Genomic DNA, 22949 nt, shown 5'->3' with positions numbered 1-22949 from the left:
GTTTTATATAGATTTGAAAACAGAAAAAAATGGATATAGAATACGCATAAAGAGTAAAAAATATATACAATAGTACAATTAGAGGCTATTATGGACGCGGTTCAGGTTGCCGATAGTATTACAAAGCTCGGCTCGCAGTTGCGGGGAACGGTTCTTGTTGCCGCTTCTCACGGGGGGCGGTATTGCGGGTATCTCGCAGCATTGGCTGGTCTTCGGGGTGTTATTTTTAACGATGCGGGTGTTGGGAAGGACAATGCGGGGATTGGGTCGCTCGATTATTTGCAAGGTCTCGGGCTCGCGGCTGCCGCGATTGCACATACGTCTGCGCGTATTGGAGATGGGGCAGATACGCTCAGGCGCGGGCGCATTAGTTTTTGCAATGAGATAGCCCGTGCGCTGGGCTGTGAAGAGGGGCAGGCTTGTCGAGAGGCGGCTGAGGTTTTGTGCAATGGCATACCATTTGAAGGGGATGTACCGGGCTATGAGGAATCGCGTTCTGTATTGCAGGAGGTGCCTGTTCTCACTCTTGCATGTGATTCTGCATCGCTTGTTACGCCTGAGGATGCAGGTGCGTTTATTATTACGGGGTCGCACGGTGGGGTGATTGCGGGCAGGCCCGATTATGGTATTGCAGCAGAGGCGAGGGGCGCGGTGTTTAACGATGCGGGGGTCGGTGTTGATCGGGCGGGTGTTCGGCGTCTTGAGATTTTGGATCGCGCGGGTATTCCCGCGGGGACAGTGGATGCGATGACCGCCTGTATCGGCGATGCGGTTTCCGCATGGGAGAGCGGTGTGCTGTCGTATGTCAATTTACAGGCGGAGAGATGTGGTGTTAAAGCGGGGATGACGGTTCCGGAGTTTGGGGAGAGGCTCGTATAAAGTTCCGCTGCCCAACGGGCGGGCACAGGAGCTTGCCCCGTAGTGCCTTTATACGGGGGCACTGCCCCTACATTATGTATTTGGATATGGAGTTTCTATGTCTTCAGTTGTACACATGAATGGCGGGCAGGCGCTTGCCGAGATGTTTCGCCTTCACAATCCGGCGCCTATGTTCGGCATGGGGGGCTTTCAACTTTTGCCTTTTTACGATGCGGTGCGCGAGTTGGGGCTTTCACATACGTTGATCAATGATGAGCGGTGTGGTATTTTTGCCGCGGATGCCTGGGCGCGCGTAACCGGTCGCCCCGGTATATGCGATGGGACGCTCGGTCCCGGGGCGACGAATCTGGTTACGGGATTGGTGGAGTCTCTCAATGCGGGTGTTCCGCTTATTGTTGTTGTGGGCAATAGCAATCGCGAGCATTCGTGGAAGAATATGACGCAGGAGGCGCGTCAGACGGAGATTTTGGCGCCAGCGGCTAAAGCCCTTATTCGGATCGAGAGTGGCTATCGCATTCCCGAGCTTGTGCGACGTGCGTACGCTGTTGCCACGTCCGGGCGACCGGGACCTGTTGTGCTTGATGTGCCCGAGGATATTGCACATGGGGAGTATGATTATCCCAAATCGGATTTTTTTGTGGATCCAGAAACGCTGCGTATTCCCGCACAGCGTTCACGCCCGGGGCGAGATGCGGTTGCGCGTGCGGCGGCGTGTTTGCGCGATGCCCGGCGGCCGATTATTCTCGCTGGCGGTGGTGTCCATCTTTCCGGGGCGTATTGCGAGTTGCAGAGCTTTGCCGAGGCGTTTAGTATTCCAGTTGCGCAAACGCTGAGTGGCAAGGGTGCGATTCCCTGTATTCATCCGCTCAGCGTGGGGCTGTTCGGGCGCTGGTCGCGGATTGCCAATGATTTGATCGCGTCTGCAGATTGTATTCTGTCAGTTGGATGCAAGATGGGCGAGATTGCCACGAAACGCTATGATTTGATTCCGCGCGATGTGCCTTTTATTCATCTCGATATTGTGGCTGAGGAGATTGGGCGCACGACGCCTGCTACCGTTTCACTCTGGGGCGATGCGGCGGAGGGTTTGCGCGATCTTCAGGCGTGTTTGTCTTCTGACCGGGTGGCGATACAGGAGATGCGCGTGGGCTATTTGGCCGAGGTCTCAGAGCGGATGGCTGCCTGGCGCGCCGAGGCGGAGCCGCGTTATGCGTCTGATGAGAGACCCGTCAATATGGCGCGGGTGGTGCGCGAGTTGCAAAATGCGATGCCCGAAGACGGGATTCTGGTTGTGGATGGGGGTTTTGCCGCGCATTGGACGGGCTTGCTCTACGACTCGACCCGGTCTGGGCGCACGTATATTGCCAACCGCGGATTTGCTTCTATCGGCTATGGGTTGCCGGGTACGATGGGCGCGCAACTCGCAGCGGGGGATTCTCCCGTTGTTGGTCTGACCGGAGATGCGGGGTTTAATATGGTGCTGGGCGAATTGGAGACAGCCCGGCGTCTTGAGCTTGGGTTTACGCTCGCGATTGTGAATAATGCGGCTTCGGGCTATGTCAAAGCGCTTCAGCACAATATGTATGCGGGGCGCTATCAGTCGAGTGATTTGAGCGAGACGGATTATGCCGATACGGCCCGCGCACTCGGCTGTCAGGGTATTCGCGTGGATGATCCCGGGGCATTGCAAGACGCTTTTGCCGAGGGTATTGCCAATCGCGATATGCCTACGATTATCGATGTTATTGTTACGAGAGATCCATCAAAAATGTTGCCGGGCGTTGATAGCCGAACAGCGCCGGTTAAAAAGGGTGATAGGCCTGCATAGTGGAGATTATCTTATGGCTCTTACACAAGAGAAACAACTCGAGATACTGCGGATTATGCAAACGATCCGGCGCTTTGAAGAGCGTGCGTCTGATGATTATCGCGCGGGGGATATTTACGGTGTGGTCCATTGCTATATCGGCGAGGAAGCCGTTGCCACAGGTGTATGTGCTGCGCTCAATCCGGATGATCAAATTATCAGTACACACCGGGGGCACGGGCATTGTATTGCCAAGGGCGCGGATTTGAAGCGTATGATGGCTGAGCTTTATGGGCGGGAGACCGGGTATTGCAAGGGCAAAGGGGGGTCGATGCATATTGCCGATTTTAGTATTGGGATGCTTGGTGCTAATGGCATTGTCGCAGGTGGCATACCGATTGTTACGGGTGCTGGCCTGGCCGCGCAGCTCGAGGGCAAGGGTCGCGTTGCGGTCTCGTTTTTTGGCGATGGGGCGTCAAATGCAGGTCCGTTTCACGAGTCGATCAATATCGCTGCGGCGTGGAAGCTGCCTATGATCTATGTTTGCGAGAATAATCTCTATGCGGCGAGTACCCCGGCGGCGAGTACGCTGGCGCATAGCGATGTTGCCGCGCGTGCTGCGGGATACGATATCCCGGGTGTGGTTGTCGATGGGAATGATGTGATGGCGGTTTATGACGCGGCGCAGGAGGCTGTTGCCCGCGCGCGCAAGGGCGAGGGTCCTTCGCTGATTGAATGCAAGACTTATCGCTGGCGAGGGCATACGGAGAGGGTTGGCGCGGCTGATCCAAGACCGCAGAGCGAGCTCCGCGCATGGCAGGATAGAGATCCCATTGAGCGATTTGTCGCGGGTCTGATGGATCAGGGCTGTATTACCCAGGAGGCGTGGCAAGAGATGGATGGTGAAATTCTCGCGGAGATTGAAGCGTCGGTGCAATTTTCCAAAGAGAGTCCATTTCCAGATTTAGAAGCTGCCGTCGAAGATGTTTTTGCCGAGTGAGTCGAGGATAATACGATGAGAAAAATCTCTTATGCACAGGCCGGGATGGAAGCCCTTGTAGAAGAAATGAGGCGCGATCCAACGACGTTTCATCTGTCAACCGATGCGCCCGATGCGCTCGTCAAAGAGTTTGGGTCTGAGCGCGTGCGCGCTACGCCTATTGCCGAGGGCGCGCTTACTGGTATTGCTGTTGGTGCTGCCGGTTCTGGTTTCCGCCCGATTATCAACTGGAGTATGGTTACGTTTTCTTTTGTGGCGATGGATCAGATTGTGAATCAGGCAGCCAAAATCCACTATATGTTCGGGGGGCAGGTGAAGTTTCCGATTACTTTCCGCACGTCGGTCGGTGGCGGCAGGAGGGTTGCGGCGCAGCACTCGCAGAGTCCGTATTCGATGTTTATGAATCTGGCGGGGTTGAAGATGATATTGCCTTCGACGCCTTATGATATGAAGGGGCTTCTCAAGACCGTTATTCGGGATGATAATCCCGTTATTTCTTTTGAGTCCAATCGCCTGATGGATTTTGCAGGCGAGGTTCCCGAAGAGCCTTATGCCCTGCCTCTGGGCAAAGCGGATATTAAACGCGAAGGTGCAGATGTCACGATTGTCGCGCTGGCCTGGCTGGTACACGAAGCGCTGACGGCTGCGGAGGTGCTGGACAAGGAGGGTGTTTCCGTCGAGGTTCTGGATCCGCGCACATTGGTTCCGCTCGATTGCGATGCTATTCGCGCGTCTGTGCAAAAGACCGGGCGGCTGGTTATTGCCGATGAGGCGGGTCCCACGGCGGGCGCTTCCGCCGAGATTGCCGCTGTGGCGACCGAAGATGCAGAGACGTTTGCAAAGATGAAGGCGCCCGTCAAACGCGTCTGCGCTCTCCATGTGCCGATTCCTTACACGCCCCAGTTGGAAGATCACGTTTTTCCAGATCGGGACAATATTGTTGCGGGTGTCAGGGAAGTGATGGACGCCGGTTAGGAAAGCGAGGTAACTCCAAAGATCATATTTAGACGAAATAAAAAACCACGTCCTTCAGGCGTGGTTTTTTGTTCCGTTTTCCCAGGAGGCATAACTTTGACGCAAAATCCAAAATTTTCAGTGATTATCCCAACATATAATCGCGCGAACTATGTTGCGGAGGCTATTGAGAGCGTTTTGAAACAGACGTATCAGGGTTTTGAACTCATTGTGGTGAACGATGGTTCTACGGATGATACGGCAGAGGTGATCAGGCGGTTTGGAGATCGGATTCGCTATATGGAAAAGGCAAATGGTGGGAAGGCGTCTGCTGTGAATCTGGGTCTGAAATACGTGACGGGGGAGTATGTTTGGATTCTGGATGATGATGATATCGGGTTGCCGAATAAGCTCGAGTTGCACGCGGCGCAGTTTGCAGAGGATCCGGATTTGAAATTTGTCTATACGGGTTATGAATTCATAGAGGGGGAGAGAAGCGATGTGCCCGTGCGATCTTTTGAAGCGAGGATGCCGCCCATAGGCGATATGGTGATGTATTTGTTCGGGCGGTTTGAATTGTGCAGTCCAACGGTGGTTGCCCATCGGTTGTGTTATGATAGGGTCGGCTGTTTTGACGAGCGTTTGATTCGCGGGCAAGATTACGATATGTGGATTCGCATGATACGCGCTGGGTTTAAGATAGGTATTATCGTACAGCCCACGCTTCTATGTCGCATGCACGAGGGTGACCGAGGTTCGGCGTCTGATCGCTTTTCTGCGAGCGATATTGCCAGGAAGAACCGGGAATATCTGGGGCTTATTGTGCAGAAGTTGTATTGGGAGTTGCCCCTACAGGCTTTTTACAGTCGTTTGGCTCAAGATCCAGATGACCCGATTTTGATTATGAAGACCCTGTTGAGGCGTTTATGGATGCTGCCCCTTCCCGCACTACAGGACGAGGTGTTGCGCGATTTGGATATGCTGGAAAGACATGTCGAGCAGCACCGCTTGTCATTTGATGACTCTGCACACCGTTTTTTGATGGGTCTGAAGGATACAACTGAACAGACTGCGCCCCGTGTTGCCAAAAAGGTTGGAAAAATCATGAATTTGACGCATTGAAAAATATAATGATTGCTGGAGAACCGGTTCGGCTATTTTAATTAAAAATAGACTTGTTCTCTCTAATAAGGGCGATATATTGTATATTAGGACGATATATCGCTCTTATTATAATATACTGTTAATTAAGTAATTGATATTATGCCCATTCGAATATCACTTTAGAAACGGGGTTGCGAATGACTGCCCCGTAGTTACATCGTCAAACCTATTGATCTGAAGAAAGTAGAAGAGGTCATGTTTGCAATCGGCACCATTCTCGACAAAAGGTATCAAATCCAGGCGCACCTGGGAACCGGGGGCATGGGAGAAGTTTATCGGGTGTTGGACCTGGAACAAGACCGGGAGTGCGCGCTCAAAATTTTGAATACAATGGTGGATCAGAAGGCTGTGTACCGCCGTTTTCATAGAGAGTTTCAGGTGTTGAATAGATTTGAGCATCCGCGCCTGGTACGCACGTTTGCCTGGGGCTTTGCCGAAGATCGCCCCTATTTTACAATGGAATATTTGCCCGGGAAGACACTGGAAAAAATTATTACCGATCAGGCACTGTTAGGACGATTCCGAGCTGCGTACTTTTTTGCTCTGATGCAACAAATTGCCGAGGGTTTGGCTTATGTCCACGCGCAGGGTGCGGTGCATCGCGATCTCAAGCCATCCAATATTATGGTTTTGGAAACCGAAGTGGGAATTGATACTACGATTCTGGATCTGGGACTGGCAAAACTCAGGCATTTGCACAGCGCTTCTATTACGCATACGGGCGCGACGATTGGTACGGCAGAATATATGTCGCCAGAGCAGGGTAAGGGGTTATGGGTGGATCATCGGTCAGATTTGTATTCATTGGGCGTGATTTTATATGAGATGCTTACGGGTACGCCGCCATTTTCTGGACAAAACCCGGTGTCCGTTATTTTGAAGCATATTCGAGAGTCACCGCCATCAATGGCTGAAGCCCATGTCGAGGTTCCGGCCCAGACGCAACAAATTGTGCTGAAGTTGCTGGCAAAGGAGCCTGTTGATCGTTATCAGTCGGCAGAAGAACTGGTGCAGGCGTTAAATGGTGTGGCATCATCGGGGTTTGTGCTACCGGATGACGAGCAGCGCGATGTGCATAGAAAAGTGATGCGGCCGCAATTTGTCGGGCGCGAATCCGAGATGAAGACGTTGCGTGCGATGTTGCGGGATGTACAAGCTGGCGAGCAGCGCGTGGTTTTGATCTCGGGTGAGGCAGGGGTGGGCAAATCGAGACTGGCTGAAGAATTATTGGGTGACGCTTTGATCCACGATTTTCTTTGTTTGAAAGGGGCAGGGCGGGAAGAGGGTGGACAAATATACGGTGCGTTGATCGATGCTTTTCAGCGGGTAAAAACGACGGATTTGGTGGGGAGAGTGCCCGATTCATTAGAGACGGACAAGTTTTCTGTTATGGAGCACTGGTTGCAGTTATTAAAGCGTCTGCGGCAGAAACAGCCCATTGTGTTGTGTTTGGAAGATATTCAATGGCTTGATGAGTTGTCGTTGGAATTTTTACAGTATGTGCTGCGCGATCCAGAACCGTGTCCATTTTTGTTATGTCTGACTTGCCAATGGTCCAACAGGGAATCCATTCCAAACGAAGTTGAGAATTTTATACACGGCAATGAATTTGCTAAGGCGACCCGGATTCAGTTGGGAGACCTACCGCGAGAAGAGGTGGGGTATTTAGCGGCGTCGATGTTGGGAGAGCGATCCATACCGCCAGATGCATTGCAAACTCTGTTCAGAGAGACGGGTGGGCAACCCCTGTTTGTCGTGGAGGCTGTGAGGACGCTGGTGCATGCCGATGTGGTTCGGCAAGATGTGTATGGCGATTGGCAGTGGGGAGAATTTCCCGAAACCCTGTTATCCGATGATATCTCAGAGGTTTTGTACAGGCGCATAACTACTCTTTCTGCGGTGCAACGTCAGGTCATGGAATACGCGTGTGTTTTTTTGAATGATTTTTCTTTTGAATTATTGGCTTCTATCTGGCTTGGTGATGAGTTGGAGTTGTTGGAAATACTTGAAGGCCTGATTGATGAAGGGCTGTTAATTACTTATGGCGATGAAGAGCGGTATCGTTTTTCACAGGGTTTGTATCGGCGGGCAATTTACGACCGCATGCAAGATGTGCGGCGGCGTCTGTTGCATCGAGAAATTGGCAATGTTCTGGAAGAGTCGGAAGATGTAGAAGAATTGACGGAAGAATTAGCGGATCATTTTGCAGCGGCGGGAGAACAAAATAAGGCTGTGAAATATATGCGTCTATCGGGCAAAAAAGCATTGGTAAAACACGCTTATCGCCAGGCATTGAGACGGTTTGAGGCTGTTCGAGATCGGACAACGAATGACGATTTTGAATCACCAGTAGATGCGATCGAATTTTTGTGCGATTATGCAGATGCGCTACGCAATTGTGGCCAGTACAATAGGGCACTGGAATTTTTAGACGAGGCAAAGGCGTTATTGCCCGCTGACCGGAAAGATTTAAAGGCGCATGTTTTGAATCGTAAAGGTGGTATTTACAGCTTAAATCGACGTGGAGAAATTGCAGAAAAATATATGCTGGAGGCATTGCGACTTTATCGGGAACTCGGTGATCTCGACGGAGAAATTCAAGCATTGAGCAGTTTGGCTCATTTGTGCGATGTGTCTGGACGGCACGAAGAAGCTGTTGCATATATGCGTAGGGAAATGGAGAAATATGCTACGCTAGGAAAGGTTCAAAACGAAGCTATTGTACAAGTGCGAGAAGGTCAGGCTACCTTAATGAAATTTCGATTTGAGACTGCCAAAGCACACTTAGAGGCCACTGTAAAGACATCTCAGAGACTTGGTCTTGAATACTATCGCGTTTGGGCACTCAATTTGCTTTCGCGAGTTCATTTTTATTTGGGCGATTTCAATCGTGCAGAAACAATTTGCTATGAAGTCATAGGTGAGTGGCGAAAACGAGGCGATGTGTACTGGGAAGCAGTGAATTTTCTCTATCTGGGAGAATTGGCACTGGAACGCGGTGATTTTACAGGAGCATTGGAATATGCCGAGACCTCGGTGGAGCGGTTTTTGCAAACACCGCGAAGAGATTATGTCTATCGCACTTATGCGATTGCGGCAACGGCTGCTGCGAGAATGGGAGATATAGAAGTAGCACTCGAATGGGCAGAAAGAGCCAGCGAAGGTACGCAGCAAACATCGGGTATGTTCACGGGCATATTGCCCTTGGTGTATTCTGGTATTGGTGTTGCTTTCGCCCAGGCAGGGCGGACTGCTGAGGCAGTAGAGGCTTTTGAGCAGGCGATTGAATGCCGAAGAGAATCCAAAGGCGATCACTGGGCGCGTGCATTGCTGATAGCAGGGGAGTTTTATCTCGAGCGCGGTGATGTACCAAAAGCACAAGCACATCTTGAAGCGGCAAAACAGGCGTTTGAAGAAATGGAAATGTCTTATTTTCTGGAGAAAACACAGGTGTTATTAGATCAATTGCGTGAATCTTCTCGCAACGAGGATGCTGTATTCAGTTCTGAGATTTCAGTCGATACGTTATCTGTTGATCGCTTGCGCTTGCTTTACGATGTGAGCCGAGAATTGACAACAGAGCACGATGTCAAGGTGTTATTAGATCGAACTCTGGGTAATTTGTTGACTGTCTATTCAGCAGAGCGGGTGGTTATTGCGATTAAAAATGAGACCCCAAAAGGCTTTGTGGTCGATGCTGCGCGCCACCACAATTTAGAGGTAGATGATGCAGAAGCACTGAGTGGGAGTATTATTCGTCGGGTTATTGAAACAAATGAACCCGTTTTGAGCATTGATGCACAGACAGATGACAGGCTAAATCGCTATCAGAGCGTGATAGACTACAATATTCGATCTGTATTGTGTGTGCCCCTATTTCATGTTAAGGAAGGTGTTATCGGTGCGCTATATGTGGATCATCGCGGCATAGGCAACGCATTTTCTGAAGCTGATCAGACGTTTTTACAGGCTTTTGCAAATCTGGTGGGTGTAGCACTGGTCAATGCGAGGATGTACGAACAATTGGAAGAGAAAGCACAATATTTGCAGCAACAGGTCGAAAGGCGGTACCGACTTGATGACCTGGTCGGCCAGAGTGATGTTATGCAGGCGATCTACCGGCTTATAGAAACTGCTGCAAAGAGCGATATTCCCGTGCTTGTACAGGGCGAAACAGGTACGGGCAAAGAATTGGCAGCGCGTGCCATACACTACAATAGTACGCGCAAAGACCAGCGGTTTTTGTCGCAAAATTGTGCTACACTCTCACCAGAGTTGTTGCAGAGTGAGTTGTTTGGGCATAAAAAAGGGGCGTTTACTGGCGCGACTGAAGATCATAAGGGGATTTTTGAGGCGGCCAATAGGGGTACGGTTTTTTTGGATGAAATCGCCGATGCCCCACCGCAGTTGCAAAGGAGTTTGTTGCGGGTGTTGCAGGAAGGGGAGATTCGGCGTGTTGGAGAAACAGTGGATTGCACAGTGGATGTACGCATTATTGCAGCGACCAATCGAGACTTAAAAAAAGAAGTTGAAAAAGGTTCTTTCCGCGAAGATTTGTATTATCGGTTGCAGGGGGTACAGATCGATATGCCGCCTTTGCGAGAACACCTTGAAGATGTGCCATTATTGGCTGAACATCTGCTCATTCGCGCAAAAGAAGATGTAAACAAGTTGGTTGGAGGGCTGACGTTAGGTGCGATCAAAGTGCTTACAAGTCACAGATGGTCGGGTAATGTACGCGAGTTAGAGAATGTGATTCGGCTTGCTGTTGTATTGGCAGAAGAAGAGGGTGATATTACGCCCGATTTGTTTTCAATAGCTGCCGGGCATGCGGTGTCAGATGTCTCTGTCGAATTTCAGGGGTATTTACAAGATCGTGTCCAGGAGTATGAAAAACAATTGATTCGAGACACGCTCGAGAAGTACGAGGGCAATATTACTCATACCGCCAGAGAATTGGGAATGACGCGCGCAGGTTTGCAAAAAAAGATCAATCGTCTGGGGTTGAGATAGGTATTAAACAGGTGCATCCTGGCGGATGCAGTGCATCCCAGCGGATGCACCTTAGTTTATCTTTATATGAATCAAGTAGTTATGCGAATTTTTCGTGTATAAACGATTATAGGTGCATCCTGGCGGATGCACTTGTGCCAGAATGCCGCTGATGTTGCACGAATAATTTTTAAAATTTTATCTCCTTTTTTTTCAAGCACTTAAGAATTTTCAAGTGCTTTTTTTTATTCTGACGCGATTTTTGGCACGGATCTTGCAATATAAAGGGCAGATAGCGACCGCATTTTAGATTTTTGTATTGAGGGAGGATAACATGGCAACGCGACGCAAGTTGACTTTGATCAATGGAATAATAGGCAAAGAGGGGGGGATTTGTACATATCGGGCGACGAACAGTTTTGAAATTGGCGGCTGTTTCCCTGGTTGGCCAACTGTTCCTCCTCTGCCTTTTCCCAATGACGATGACGATTGGGACAATTTTGATCAGGCTGAGTAAATCGTCTCCGTGTTGAGGAGTGCTCACCATGCTGTGTATTCAAAAATGCGACATGCATCTTTTTCAAACTGAAGAGCACAAACAACCTGTTGTCTATCAGGTAGAGACAGGTCTGTTTTTTGAATTGGATACCCTTTTCGAGGCGATTTTAGCGTGTTGCGAGGGCTTGTCTGTTGCCCAGGTTGTTCAGGTGCTGGCTGATCAATACGAGGCAGAGGAGATTGTCGCGGCGATTGAGGAATTGGCTCAGGTGGGTTTGATTTCGGATGGTGCTTTGCCTCTGGTATCTAGTGTGCCGACAGCAGAAGGGGTGGCAGCCTGTGGGGTTTCGCAGACAGATCGGTTGCAGGTGTCGTTGCACGTTTCCCATACGTGCAATATTCAGTGTGCTTATTGCTTTGCCCACGGTGGAGATTATGGTGGTAAGGCCATGCTGATGCAATCAGATGTTGCCGAGCAAGCCATACGCTGGATTGTCACCGAGGCTCAGGTGTTCGGACGGTGCCAGATTGATTTTTTTGGTGGGGAGCCGCTTTTGAATTTTCCATTGATGCAGGAGCTTGTTCCGTTTGCCAAATCTTTGGGAGCGCGGTTGGGTGTGCAGGTTGGTTTTGGCATTGTGACCAATGGCACGCTGTTGACCGACGAGATGAAGCAGTTTTTGGTTGATGAAAAGTTTCAGATTAAGGTCAGCATAGATGGTGGGCGTAAGACACAGGACCGCATCCGCAAGTTTCACAATGGTTCTGGGACTTATGATGTTGTGGCAAAGAATGTAAAGAAATTGACTGATGAGGCACCAGAACGCGTGTATTTGCAGGCTGTTATGACAGCTTATGATATGGACGAGGATCAGATTGCCGATGCGTTGCGTTCGCTGGGTACTGATAACGCGCTCATCGGTCCGGCTGTTGTTTCACCGGATGCGCCTTATGCGATTCGGGAAGAACACATACCTGTTTTGAAGCAACAAATTCATAAGCGGAGTAGGCGTGCACTCAAGGCTATTTTAAGCGGTGAAGAGGGTGAAGATGAAGAGTTTGATCCGCGGATTCAAAAATTGCTGACGCGCAAAAAATCTTGTCATGGGTGTCTGGGTGGTAAGCAGTATCTGGCGGTTGCAGCAGATGGGTCGATTTATTTTTGCTCGAGTTTGGCCGATGCGCCCGAGTTTAAGATGGGTGATGTGTTCGCGGGTATTGATCGCGAAAAACAGCAGTATTTTGACGCGCAGTTCAATGTGAATAATCGCTCTGAGTGCAAGACCTGCTGGGCGCGCAATCTGTGTGGTGGCGGATGTCTTTGGGAGGCGCGGACGACAACGGGTGATCCGATGTCTCCCAATCCGGTTTTTTGTGAGCAGACGCGCTATCGCTATGAGTTAGCGATGGAGATGTGTATGGAGATTGCAGAGACGGATGCGTCTTTGTTGCAGCGACGTTATGATCTGGAGGTGACATCATAGACAGAGAAGTCAGTAATGCATAAAATTTCAAATTTTGAAATGCCGGAACAGCTTAGTCTGGATACGGGCTGGAGCATTGGTGAGACGGCGTTTAAGAGAATTACAACTATGCTTCTTGAGATGTCTCCAGTAGAAAGAATTCTCGAATTTGGCAGTGGTCTGAGTTCTGTCCGTTTGGCTATGGCGTTTTCTGAAGCGCAAGTTTTGTCTGTGGAAGGCGATTGGCAGAATTATGCAGAGACCCTGAGTCTGATGCAAACATTCTGGAATAAGCGCAATCTATTGATCAAATATCGTCCGATTACACTTGAATCTTATGGAGATGCCAGCTTTTTGACTTATGAAGATGGGATGTTTTGGGATGGTCAGGAAGAGATAGATTGCGTGATTATTGATGGTCCGCCGGTCTATACCTTGCGCGGTCGAGAGGCATGTCTCTACCAGGTTTATGATCAGATTAAGATTGGTGGTCTGGTCATTCTGGACGATTTCAGAAGGCGATTTGAGAAGCAGATAGTCGAGAACTGGCTATCCGTCTATCCCGGTAGTTTTGCTGTGGAGATTATCTACGAAGGCCACCATCTGGCCGTGTTGCGTAAGGTCAGATCTGTGACACCGTGTTGGGATGCGTCTGCCAGACTTTCGGATGTTCAGTCTGTCCAGAAAACACGTTCCAGAATTGCAAAGGCACTATCGCAGGTTGATGATGTGTATTTAAAAGCGTTGTTGAAAAGATTAGCTAAAGCTACTAACAGTGAAACAGACCTGATTGGCCTGTTCAATACCCTTCGCAACATCTATGGGGTGACACCTGAGCATATTCATGAGTTCGCAGATCGAAATTCTACACTCCCACCAGACGCTCAAAAAAGAAAACAGAATGCCTGTTATATGACAATCGTCAATATGTTTTTTCGAGACTCGCAGTTTTCACATTAAGGGGCAGTTATTCCCAGTTGCGAATAACGATTTGATTGAACTCGTTGAGGAATGGTTTGGTGGCATTTTAGACCTTCTTGCTCTTAAGCGGTATAATGTCCGCCAAAATGGGCAAGTCCATCATTACAGTGAAGGATGGATCAGGATGAGCAGGACATCAAAGGATGAGGCTACTTTGAAATACCCCCGGATCGGTCTTGCTCTTTCCGGAGGCGGGTTTCGGGCTTCGATTTTCCACCTGGGAGTGATTCGCCGACTCGAAGAACTCGGGATCATGAAGTACGTCCATACGATCTCTGCTGTTTCGGGTGGCTCAATCATAGCAGCCTATTACGTGATCGAGATGGAGAAGCGTCTGCGCCAACGCCGGGAAGAGTTGGCAGATAATCCTGACCGGCTCGACGAGGTCCGACTTCAGATATTTGAAGAAATCGCCGACTGTTTTTTCCAAGCCCTTAACCACAACCTGCGGTCCAGGGCGATGGTGTTCGGTCCATTCTACCATCCAATTCTCTTCCTCAAGAGCTTGTGGCCCTCTTGTTCTCGCTCTGACATAATGCAGAAAGAATATGACAAGTGGTTTTATCACGACGAAACGCTGGATCATTTGCCCTCAGTCACTTTGCGCGACAACGATGCACGTTCCGAAGAAGAGAAGATCCCTCTATTCTTCGCTGGACCGGAGGTTGTACTGAACACGACATCGTTGCTTACAGGTGAGCGAATAGGGTTCAGCCGAGACCCGGTATCCCGCCTGCAAGAGCTTCATCGTGTAAATCAGAATACGTTGAAGTTGTCGAAGGTCGTAGGAGCATCTTCAGGAGTACCCGGCCTATTTCCCCCTACGACAATATGGGGAGACAAGCTTGTAGATGGGGGCGTCGCAGACAACCAGGGAATAGATGCTCTGGTTGGCCTTGATCGCTTACTGGATGACGAAGAAAGTTCAGCGACTGACCGTGATGACTTCGATGTCCTGCTCGTCAGCGATGCCTCCGGACAGATGGAGCCAGTTCATCGACAGGGAAATCGGGCATTCGTCGTTATGGGGCGAACCTTTTCTATTTTTCAGTTCCAGCTTCGAAGAAAAATGCTTAAGCTCCTCCGTTTGTGGCAGAGAAACGACAGCAGCAGTCGCGAATTTGCGTTTGTGCATTTGTTTTTAAACCTCAAGGACAGGCCCAACACGCCGCGCGTGCCTTCCGAGTATATTCCCGCGTTGGGTGGGATCCGAACTGATCTGGATCAGTTTAGTTTTATCGAACGGGAAGTCTTGATGTACCACGGCTACACTCTTATTGACGCACAGATCCAAAAGTATTGTGAAAGGTTGAAGGCGGTTATCAGCAACAAGACCGGTGACGTACCAGAGTTGGCACAACCGCCTCTCTTTCTTGACCAGCCAAGTTCAGACCAAACTACCGAGAAATGCGTCAGCGAAACCAGGCTACGAAAGCGCGTGAAGGATGTGTTGGCAGTTGGGAGTGGTCGTGTGTTCTTATATCGTTCGTGGCGAAAACATCCCAAGAAATCATCGGGGATCTTTGGATCTGTCCTGTTATTGTTGATTGATGGTTGGGGCTGGGGGGTGGGAGCCGTTCAAAACTTTTTGAAGTTATTCCGCGCTTTCAACTCGCAGACCGAGAGATGGCTATCCTTTGCGATGCCCGACTGGTTACAGTGGATTGTAGAGAAAGTCGTTGAGAATTGCAGCTTTCCCTTGGACACTCAAGTGCTAACGGACGTGGTCTGGATTCTTTTGTGGCTTTATATTGTTGCATTTCTGGCGTATGTGGCGATGAGACGGATGGTCAGGCGATGGGATATCAAGGACTATCAGACACTGACCGATAAGGACTACACCCTTCACTGGACCACAAATGACGCCTCTTCAGAGGATCGGCGATGAGGATGAATATATAGAACGCTATAGAAACAGAGGCGGTGATTCTGGAATCGTGGCCTACGAGATAGGACCTGACTTCATCACGGTGAAGTTTAGTGATAAATCTGTTTATCTCTATACGTATCAGAGTGCGGGTAGGGCTAATATTGAGCGCATGAAGCGATTGGCTATTGGTGGCGAGGGTCTGAACAGTTTCATCAATCGTCGTGTTAGAAAAAGGTACGCCAGGAAGTTCCGCTGAGAACAGTTTGATATATTGAAATCCAAAGCATCCAATACCAGTTGGATCTTAAGAAAAGAGAATCATATGTTCAAATTTCTTATTTCTTGCCTGTTGATTTTTTCTGGACTTACTAATACAGATGGACATGGAGGAGGTTTGGATCAGAATGGAGGGCATTGGGATAGAAAGGCTGGAACTTATCATTATCACCGTCCCCGTTCAGGAAGCTCAGAGAACTCACAAAGTTCACTCGTGCAGGTGAACAAAAATACAAAAGATATATCTATGTTAGGGGTTCAAGTGTCTGGTATCCTTGCTTCGCTGACGAATATTCAGTCCAGGATTTCAACACTGGAAGCAATGGTGGAGAGTAAATTATCCAGACTTCTCACCCGCGTAGATAGCATTCAGATTGCAAGGCCAGAGATAAAAAGAGAAACAATTGTAAGGTGGATAAATGATCCTGTATCTATAGGATGGAGTGCCAGTTCTGATCAAACGGATTATAGTACGGTACAATTCAGTTTCAAGTTATCCGACTTCGCCGAAGATATGAAAATAGATATTTCAGAAGTAGTGAATTATACTTATTTCATTTTAGATATTGCTTTGGGAACAGGAGAAGATGGCTTACCGACTCCCAATGTTGCTGTCCCTGTGCATCTTGCGACCGCGTTTTCGTCTGTCCTTTCAGAGGATCGTATAATTTTTGTTCTAAAAGTAGAACCAAAGGATATTCATAAAGATAAAATTGAGTCCATTCAATCTCTGAGTAATCGTACCCGACCGCGAAATTCTTATCTTCACCTTCTTGCTGTTAGGAAATGAGGTAAGAGGATGGCATTTGATCTGATATTATTTATACATAACCATCACAAATAGCACGAGTTCCTCTGGTTGCGGACACAGCATTCTTAGTATTGAATTGCCGTATCCAATTTATATTGGAGCCTCTTTTATTTTAATTAAGATAGGCACAATGTCAGAGTCTTATATGCAATTCGCATTGCGCTCTTTAGTCCTACTTTTGTTTTCAGGTTTGATTTTTTGGCACAGTGTAAGCAATCCCCAATATAACTGGGATATGATTGGATATGTTGCATCTGCTTTCAGTTATGAGATAGATGACGCGGGTCAATTGCAGCGCACAGTTTACACGCTCTTAAAACAAACAGTTCCAGAAGAGGCTTATAAGGATCTTACGCATGGACGCCACAGACATGCACGCGCTTACGATCCAGAATCATTGAAACAGCATCTTCCTTTTTATCAAATTCGGATTGTATATGTTCTGACCATATATGTTTCATACAAATTAGGGTTGAATCCATTCATTGCATCATATCTCATTTCTGCAATCAGTATCATAATAGCACTTTGGGTTTTGGCCTTTTTATTCCCATTAAATGTATCGCTTATCTACTTGATCACTATCCCTGTGACTGGTCTGATTTTTGATTTCCATAATTTATCTAATCTATCTACACCTGATGCACTTGCTGTTCTCATAGTTTTTATAAGCTATTCGTTATTATTGAGACAAAGAAAAGAGTTGCTCCTTGTACTACCTTTATCTGTTCTAATTCGGACGGATCTCCTGATTTTAGTCGGCGTTTTTTATGTTTACCTCTTTATCTTTAAAGACTGGGAAAAAAAATATATACTTCTAAGCGCATTACTGGGAATCATTGGATATTGTTGGGTCAACTGGCAATTTGACAATTATGGATGGAGTACCGTATTCCATTATACATTTATTAAGCGTCAAACACATCCTGGGCAGCAAGCTATTGTTGTCGATTTAAATACTTACTATCAAATCCTCAAGCGAAATATTTTTAAGTATCACCCAAAGTTTTTTTTGTTTTTCGTTTCATATCTCGTTGCTATTGCTTGGTCAATAGCTCTGATTATGAAGCATATAAAAACTTTCAATGAGAGACCAAACGACATTATGCTGGATCTGCTGTTTCTGGTTTCTTCTTCAGTAATTTATGTTCTAATGCATTATTTTCTGTTCCCCGCACCTTGGTTAAGATTTTTTGCAGGGAACTATGTATTGGCTTACTGCATGCTTTGCTTTTTGTTATTGCGCGTGAAGACCAGTAGATGATAACAGAAAGAGTACCTCGGGCAATCGCCAGTCCCAGACAGATGCTGGAGGAGAAGATCACATCGCACGAAGCGCGGTATGGTGGCGGTGAGAGGGTTGGTGTGGGATTTTTCGTCATAGGACCGCTACATCGGCGCGCAAAGTAGATCCGAATGAAATCCTGAACAAAATTCATTGCTAAGAGAGGATTGATGGACAAACAGCAAATTTTGATTGTAGATGATGAACCACTTGTAATCTCAGAGCTTGCAGGATTCTTGCGGGATGAACCTTATGCAATATTCACCGCGGAAAATGGGATAGAAGGGCTTGAAATTTTAAGAAAAGAGGAGATTGGCCTTGCTGTCGTTGAGATACATGTAGAGGACATGGATGGTATGACAATATTGAAGCGTGTGAAGGCGGAGAAAATTCAGACTGCTATACTGATCATGTCAGATTTGGGAAACATGGAATTGGGCGCGGAGGTGATTAAGGCTGGCGGGGTGAGTGTATTTGATAAACCCATCAAGAAAGATGTGTTTTTGGCGGAGGTCAAAAAATACATGCCTCCGCAAGATATTTGGAAGAGTTGGTTGGAATCATTTTTGGAGGCGAATTACAGCAATCCAAAGCTGAGATTTAAAGATGTCATGCGTCATTTCAGGTTCTCGGAAAGCTATGGACATAAATTATTTAAAAAGCACCTGGGAATGCCATACAGGATGTGCCTTCGGAATGTACGCCTAACAAAGGCTGAGAAAGCGTTGCAGAACACATCATATACTCTTTCAGAAGTTGCTTACCTGTGTGGGTTTGCATCTTTATCGACTTTTAGCAAGGTTTTTAAAGAGACGTATGGAGTTAGTCCGAGTACATATCGAAAAAAGTAGCGACTGGAACAAATTTTGCAGGTTAGGACAAACTTTCGGGCTTGAAACTATACGGGCAATCATATTACCATTCATACCACACAAAAGCCGCCGACAGACCGTGGCAAGTCGAGTGTTGGTCGGCGACAGACTGCAACAACAGTTCAAAGTTCACGCATTTGGGAAGATAAGCATATAAATGAGAATACAACTGTAGTGTCCACACACCGAGGAAGGTCTTCTAATGGCAAATTCAGAGTTATATCGCGTGTCATCCTATACAATTTGTGTCAATTTGCCTGAAGATCCGAATCACTCTCTGCTCGTTCATGGCTATACTGGTGCGATAGATAGGGTAAATAAAAAAGTTGCCCGGATGATAAAAAGTCGGATTGTTCTCTCTGAAGATATGTTTGATCAACTACCTTGTTCAAAAGAGACGGTCCATACATTGATGAAGCGGGGCTATCTGACTAGTCGTTCTCCTGTGGAAGAGCGAGAATACGTGCATAGCATGGCCAATTTTCTCCATCATACCTCAAGCCGTGGTGCCTCATCTTTCCTGTTTTTGGTGGCTTACGATTGCAACTTTCGCTGTCCTTATTGTTTTGAAAATGACATTTCATCTCATGGGAAGGGATGGTCAAAACAGGTATTCACAAAAGAAATGGTTGACCGTGCATACCAAGCAATGTGTGAAATTCAGCCCAATAAAGCTATGCACAGCAAAAGTATTACTCTATATGGTGGCGAGCCTTTGTTGGCAAAAAATAAAGAGATCGTGAAGTATATCGTAGATGAAGGTTTGAAACGCGGTTACATCTTTTCTGCTGTTACAAATGGATATGATCTTCACTATTTTACAGATCTTTTAGGCCCCCAAAAAATTAAGCGTCTCCAAATTACATTGGACGGCGAAAAAGAAAATCACAATCGCAAACGTCCGCATTATCGCGCAGGCGATAGTTTTGATACCATTATAAAAAATGTGGAACTCGCATTGTCGCTTGGTGTGCGGATTTCGATGCGAATCAATACCGATTACGACAATGTGGATATTTTACCTGCATTATTTGATTTGTTTAAAGATAAGGGGTTTACAGACTATCCAAATTTTTCAGCGTATTCTGCTTTGGTGCAGCAAGTTGAGGAGGGCATGTCGTGTAGTGCTACAATGTCTGGTAAAAAGACGCCAGGAGATTATGGTCAGATAGCACCACTGATTTCAATTGAAGCACCAACATCAGATTTTGGATCTGATGGGTCTGTTACCTCTGTTATATCTTTCAAGGAATGTGAGACTCCTGAAGAGTTTGAACTACAGGCACAGTCATGCTCGAATGACTCGCCTTCATACACCGCTTCTGAAATGATTGATGAAGAGCAATATATAGATGTAGAACAAGAAGAAGAAATTTTCTTGAACTATCAGAGCGGCACAAGTTCAATTGATCATCAGAAAATATTGCAAGAAATGGCATTAAACCATCCTGAGAATGGAGAAATCTCTGTTATGCCAAGAAGAGATTTTACACGCAAATATCTTCAGTTTGCGAAAGAAAATCCTGACTTAATGCATCAAATTTCTTGCCAGGACTATGGAATTAGGCAGACCTTTAAGCAGGCTCTTGAAGGCAAAGGGCTGTTAAGTTTTAAGCCTGTCTTTTGTGGCGCACAGACCAGCATGTTGATCCTTGATCCCTATGGAGATCTCTATACGTGTTGGGAATTAGTGGGTATGGATCGGTATAAAGTTGGCACTTATCTCGATAAAGTTGAATTTAATGATGAACGTTTATCAGAGTGGTATGATCGGAATATTTCCAATGTGCCATCTTGCAGTAAATGCAAATATGCATTCTTTTGTGGTGGTGGATGCGCTGCGCATGCTTACGTAAAGAATGATGGCAATACCAAAACGTCCTATTGCGATGAGTATCCCAGGGTTTTTCATACAGTTGTGCCTGAGATATTTGAGGAGCAAAAAGAACAAATTTTACAAGGTGTATAAACTCTCGAGAAAGGAGCCGCTATGTTTTGATGCCAGTATAAACGATGCTGTCTGTTCTTTTAACCTCAAACAAAGGAGATTACTATCATGGACAAATTGTCCGTTCCTATTTCTTCAGAAGCCGATCTCAAAGAACACATTGCGTCATTTCCTGAACTCTATGAGGATCTGGCCATTGATGCCCTTGAAGAACGGTTGGAGATGTTCTGCTTGATTAATTGGGATTGTCCAGAAGACCCACCCGAACCTGACCCGCCACCACCCGGTGGCGGCGGCGGTGGCGGCGGTGGTGGCGATGATGACGATGATGACGATGATGACGATGAAGTAGACACATAAGTATTTGGAATCTATGAGGAATATTCCTTTAGAGGCCGTCTTAAAACTACCGATGGTCTTTATAAGGAAAAAATCTTCAACTTTGCCAGTTAAAGCCACCCATATCCTATAAATATGGGTGGCTTAGTGGTTCATTTCATATATAGGGTATCTTACACAAATGTGTTGAATGGATTTTCTATCCTGTTCTGAAGGTACGTCAAGACCAAATCTACTCTACATTTTTTCTGGTCCTATAAGATAGCAGTATAGCAGTGGCAGCCTGTATTACAATTCACCGACTATAAGACATTTTTATGAGTAAGAGTTTACCATCAGATCCTTTTGAATCTCTTGAAGATGAAATTTTTTCACTGAATTTTGGTATTCAGGATGATATTTCATTAAAAGATTCTGAAGTCGATTTTCATCGATTCATGTCACAGATTTGTGAAGAATATAATCTGGAGGCCACTCTACAACAATATCCTGAATTTTTCGGAACAAATGTATATACTTCTTTCACATCTCTGTTCTCAGAGGCATTTGACTTAGACGAAGACCTGTATAAGAAATTATATTTTATTAATCGATCATTGTATATCTATACGATTTATATGGATGATGTAGCAGATGAAGATGAACCGCCTAAAGTAGAGGCCTGTTTCTTTGTTTCACTTTTAAGGGATCGAGCGTATGCCCTATTGCATGACTTATTTCCCAAAAGTTCAGATTTTTGGACCTTTGCCAAAAAGTATCAACATCGAGTCATTACGGCAACATTACAAGAAAGAACTAAATGGCATAATCCTACTTCTTATTCATTAGATGAGGCTTTTATCATTGCTTCTGGCAGAGCCTCCACAGCCCAAATGATTACAACTGCTTTAGCCTGTTTGTCTGATTCTCGCGAGTTGATCTGTCCCTTTGAAAAATCCTTAGATGCCTTTTTTACAGGGATCCTATTTCGTGATGATCTTAAAGATTGGCGCGTAGATTTTATGGCTGGAAGATATTCTTACCTTTTGTCTCAAATCATTCAAAGAAAGGGGCTACATAAAAAATTAGAATCTATTAGTTTGGAAGAATTGGGTCGTATGATTTATTTCACAGGACTGGCAGAAGAAATTCTCGATCAGACAATAGATTATTATCAACAAGCATTGTCTTATGTTGATAACGTATCATGCACAGAATGGAAAATTGTTATTGACGATAGTATATCTGAAACCGCGATTATGCTCCGCAATTTGAAGAAAGCTAAGGCACAAGAAATTGATCGCATAATGAAACTCATTACAAAAAAAGAAAAATTTTAGAATTGAGGAATGCGCCATGCCAGAATGCTTACCAGACACAATTAAGCTGGTTCCGGAAGTTTATACGTATAAGTTCGATACTTCTTTGGTAGAGAAAAGTTATATTTTGTGTGTAGGTATGAAACGGTTTGAAATAAGCGAGGGTATCTATCAACTCATAAAACTGATAGATGGCAAAAAATCTCTGTCTGAAATTGCAAGCGAATATTCTGAAGTAAGGAACAAGATATACACTACTGAAGACATCTATGCAATCATCCATTTATTGCTTAATCCCTATGGAATCCTTGAAAAAACAAAATCAGATGACAATGTTCAAACAAGCAATTCATATCTTTATTTTCAATACCCTATCATCCCGGGACAGATAGTTAATGCTATCAGTCAATTTTTTAAGCTTCTTTATCATCCAAAACTTCTGATTTCTTTTCTTCTTTTCTCATTTATATTTTTTTTCTACTTCTATTTTTTTGTATTCCAGACTATAGACC

The 22949-nt window shown here is 46.4% G+C and carries 15 protein-coding genes and 1 pseudogene; all 16 read left to right on the top strand.

The window, feature by feature from the left end; genetic code table 11:
• Positions 1–90 precede the first annotated feature (90 nt).
• The 16 genes and pseudogenes from F4Y39_16530 to F4Y39_16455 all read left to right on the top strand — a co-directional run bounded on the left by F4Y39_16530 (position 91) and on the right by F4Y39_16455 (position 22458).
• Positions 91–879 carry a hypothetical protein gene (locus F4Y39_16530; GenBank protein MYC15328.1) on the top strand — a complete coding sequence of 263 codons (789 nt, stop codon included), beginning with the start codon at positions 91–93 and terminating at the stop codon, positions 877–879.
• 97 nt (positions 880–976) lie between these two features.
• Complete coding sequence (locus F4Y39_16525) at positions 977–2707, top strand: thiamine pyrophosphate-binding protein (GenBank protein ID MYC15327.1); 1731 nt, start codon at positions 977–979, stop codon at positions 2705–2707.
• Between the two features lie 13 nt (positions 2708–2720).
• Positions 2721–4661, top strand: a pseudogene (locus tag F4Y39_16520) (dehydrogenase).
• A gap of 21 nt (positions 4662–4682) precedes the next feature.
• Positions 4683–5762 carry a glycosyltransferase gene (locus F4Y39_16515; protein MYC15326.1) on the top strand — a complete coding sequence of 360 codons (1080 nt, stop codon included), beginning with the start codon at positions 4683–4685 and terminating at the stop codon, positions 5760–5762.
• Between the two features lie 237 nt (positions 5763–5999).
• Positions 6000–10817 carry a protein kinase gene (locus tag F4Y39_16510; GenBank protein ID MYC15325.1) on the top strand — a complete coding sequence of 1606 codons (4818 nt, stop codon included), beginning with the start codon at positions 6000–6002 and terminating at the stop codon, positions 10815–10817.
• Between the two features lie 313 nt (positions 10818–11130).
• On the top strand, positions 11131–11313 hold the full coding sequence (locus tag F4Y39_16505; GenBank protein MYC15324.1) for a hypothetical protein: 183 nt from the start codon (positions 11131–11133) through the stop codon (positions 11311–11313).
• A gap of 28 nt (positions 11314–11341) precedes the next feature.
• The gene (locus F4Y39_16500; protein ID MYC15323.1) at positions 11342–12778 is read left to right on the top strand and encodes an SPASM domain-containing protein; all 1437 of its coding nucleotides are present in this window, start codon (positions 11342–11344) and stop codon (positions 12776–12778) included.
• A 39-nt stretch (positions 12779–12817) separates the two neighbouring features.
• Entirely contained in the window at positions 12818–13717 is a 900-nt protein-coding gene (locus tag F4Y39_16495) for a hypothetical protein (protein MYC15322.1), read from the top strand.
• A 145-nt stretch (positions 13718–13862) separates the two neighbouring features.
• On the top strand, positions 13863–15626 hold the full coding sequence (locus F4Y39_16490; GenBank protein MYC15321.1) for a patatin-like phospholipase family protein: 1764 nt from the start codon (positions 13863–13865) through the stop codon (positions 15624–15626).
• Positions 15627–15636: 10 nt separating this feature from the next.
• On the top strand, positions 15637–15864 hold the full coding sequence (locus F4Y39_16485) for a hypothetical protein (protein MYC15320.1): 228 nt from the start codon (positions 15637–15639) through the stop codon (positions 15862–15864).
• A gap of 66 nt (positions 15865–15930) precedes the next feature.
• On the top strand, positions 15931–16674 hold the full coding sequence (locus F4Y39_16480) for a YHYH domain-containing protein (protein ID MYC15319.1): 744 nt from the start codon (positions 15931–15933) through the stop codon (positions 16672–16674).
• A 166-nt stretch (positions 16675–16840) separates the two neighbouring features.
• A complete protein-coding gene (locus F4Y39_16475; GenBank protein ID MYC15318.1) occupies positions 16841–17959 on the top strand; it encodes a hypothetical protein in 1119 nt (372 codons plus the stop codon).
• A 191-nt stretch (positions 17960–18150) separates the two neighbouring features.
• Positions 18151–18831 (top strand): response regulator transcription factor, encoded by a 681-nt coding sequence (locus F4Y39_16470; protein ID MYC15317.1) that lies wholly within the window; start codon positions 18151–18153, stop codon positions 18829–18831.
• Positions 18832–19054: 223 nt separating this feature from the next.
• A complete protein-coding gene (locus tag F4Y39_16465) occupies positions 19055–20821 on the top strand; it encodes a radical SAM protein (GenBank protein ID MYC15316.1) in 1767 nt (588 codons plus the stop codon).
• Positions 20822–20908: 87 nt separating this feature from the next.
• Positions 20909–21160, top strand: coding sequence for a hypothetical protein (locus F4Y39_16460; GenBank protein ID MYC15315.1), 252 nt, complete (start codon positions 20909–20911; stop codon positions 21158–21160).
• Positions 21161–21456: 296 nt separating this feature from the next.
• A complete protein-coding gene (locus F4Y39_16455) occupies positions 21457–22458 on the top strand; it encodes a hypothetical protein (protein MYC15314.1) in 1002 nt (333 codons plus the stop codon).
• The last annotated feature ends 491 nt before the right edge of the window (positions 22459–22949 follow it).

Source organism: Gemmatimonadota bacterium, from assembly GCA_009838845.1.
In the GTDB taxonomy this organism is placed as follows: Bacteria; Latescibacterota; UBA2968; order UBA2968; family UBA2968; genus VXRD01.
The sequence above is the reverse complement of the archived record's forward strand: the minus strand, read 5'-3'. Positions and strand labels throughout refer to the sequence as shown.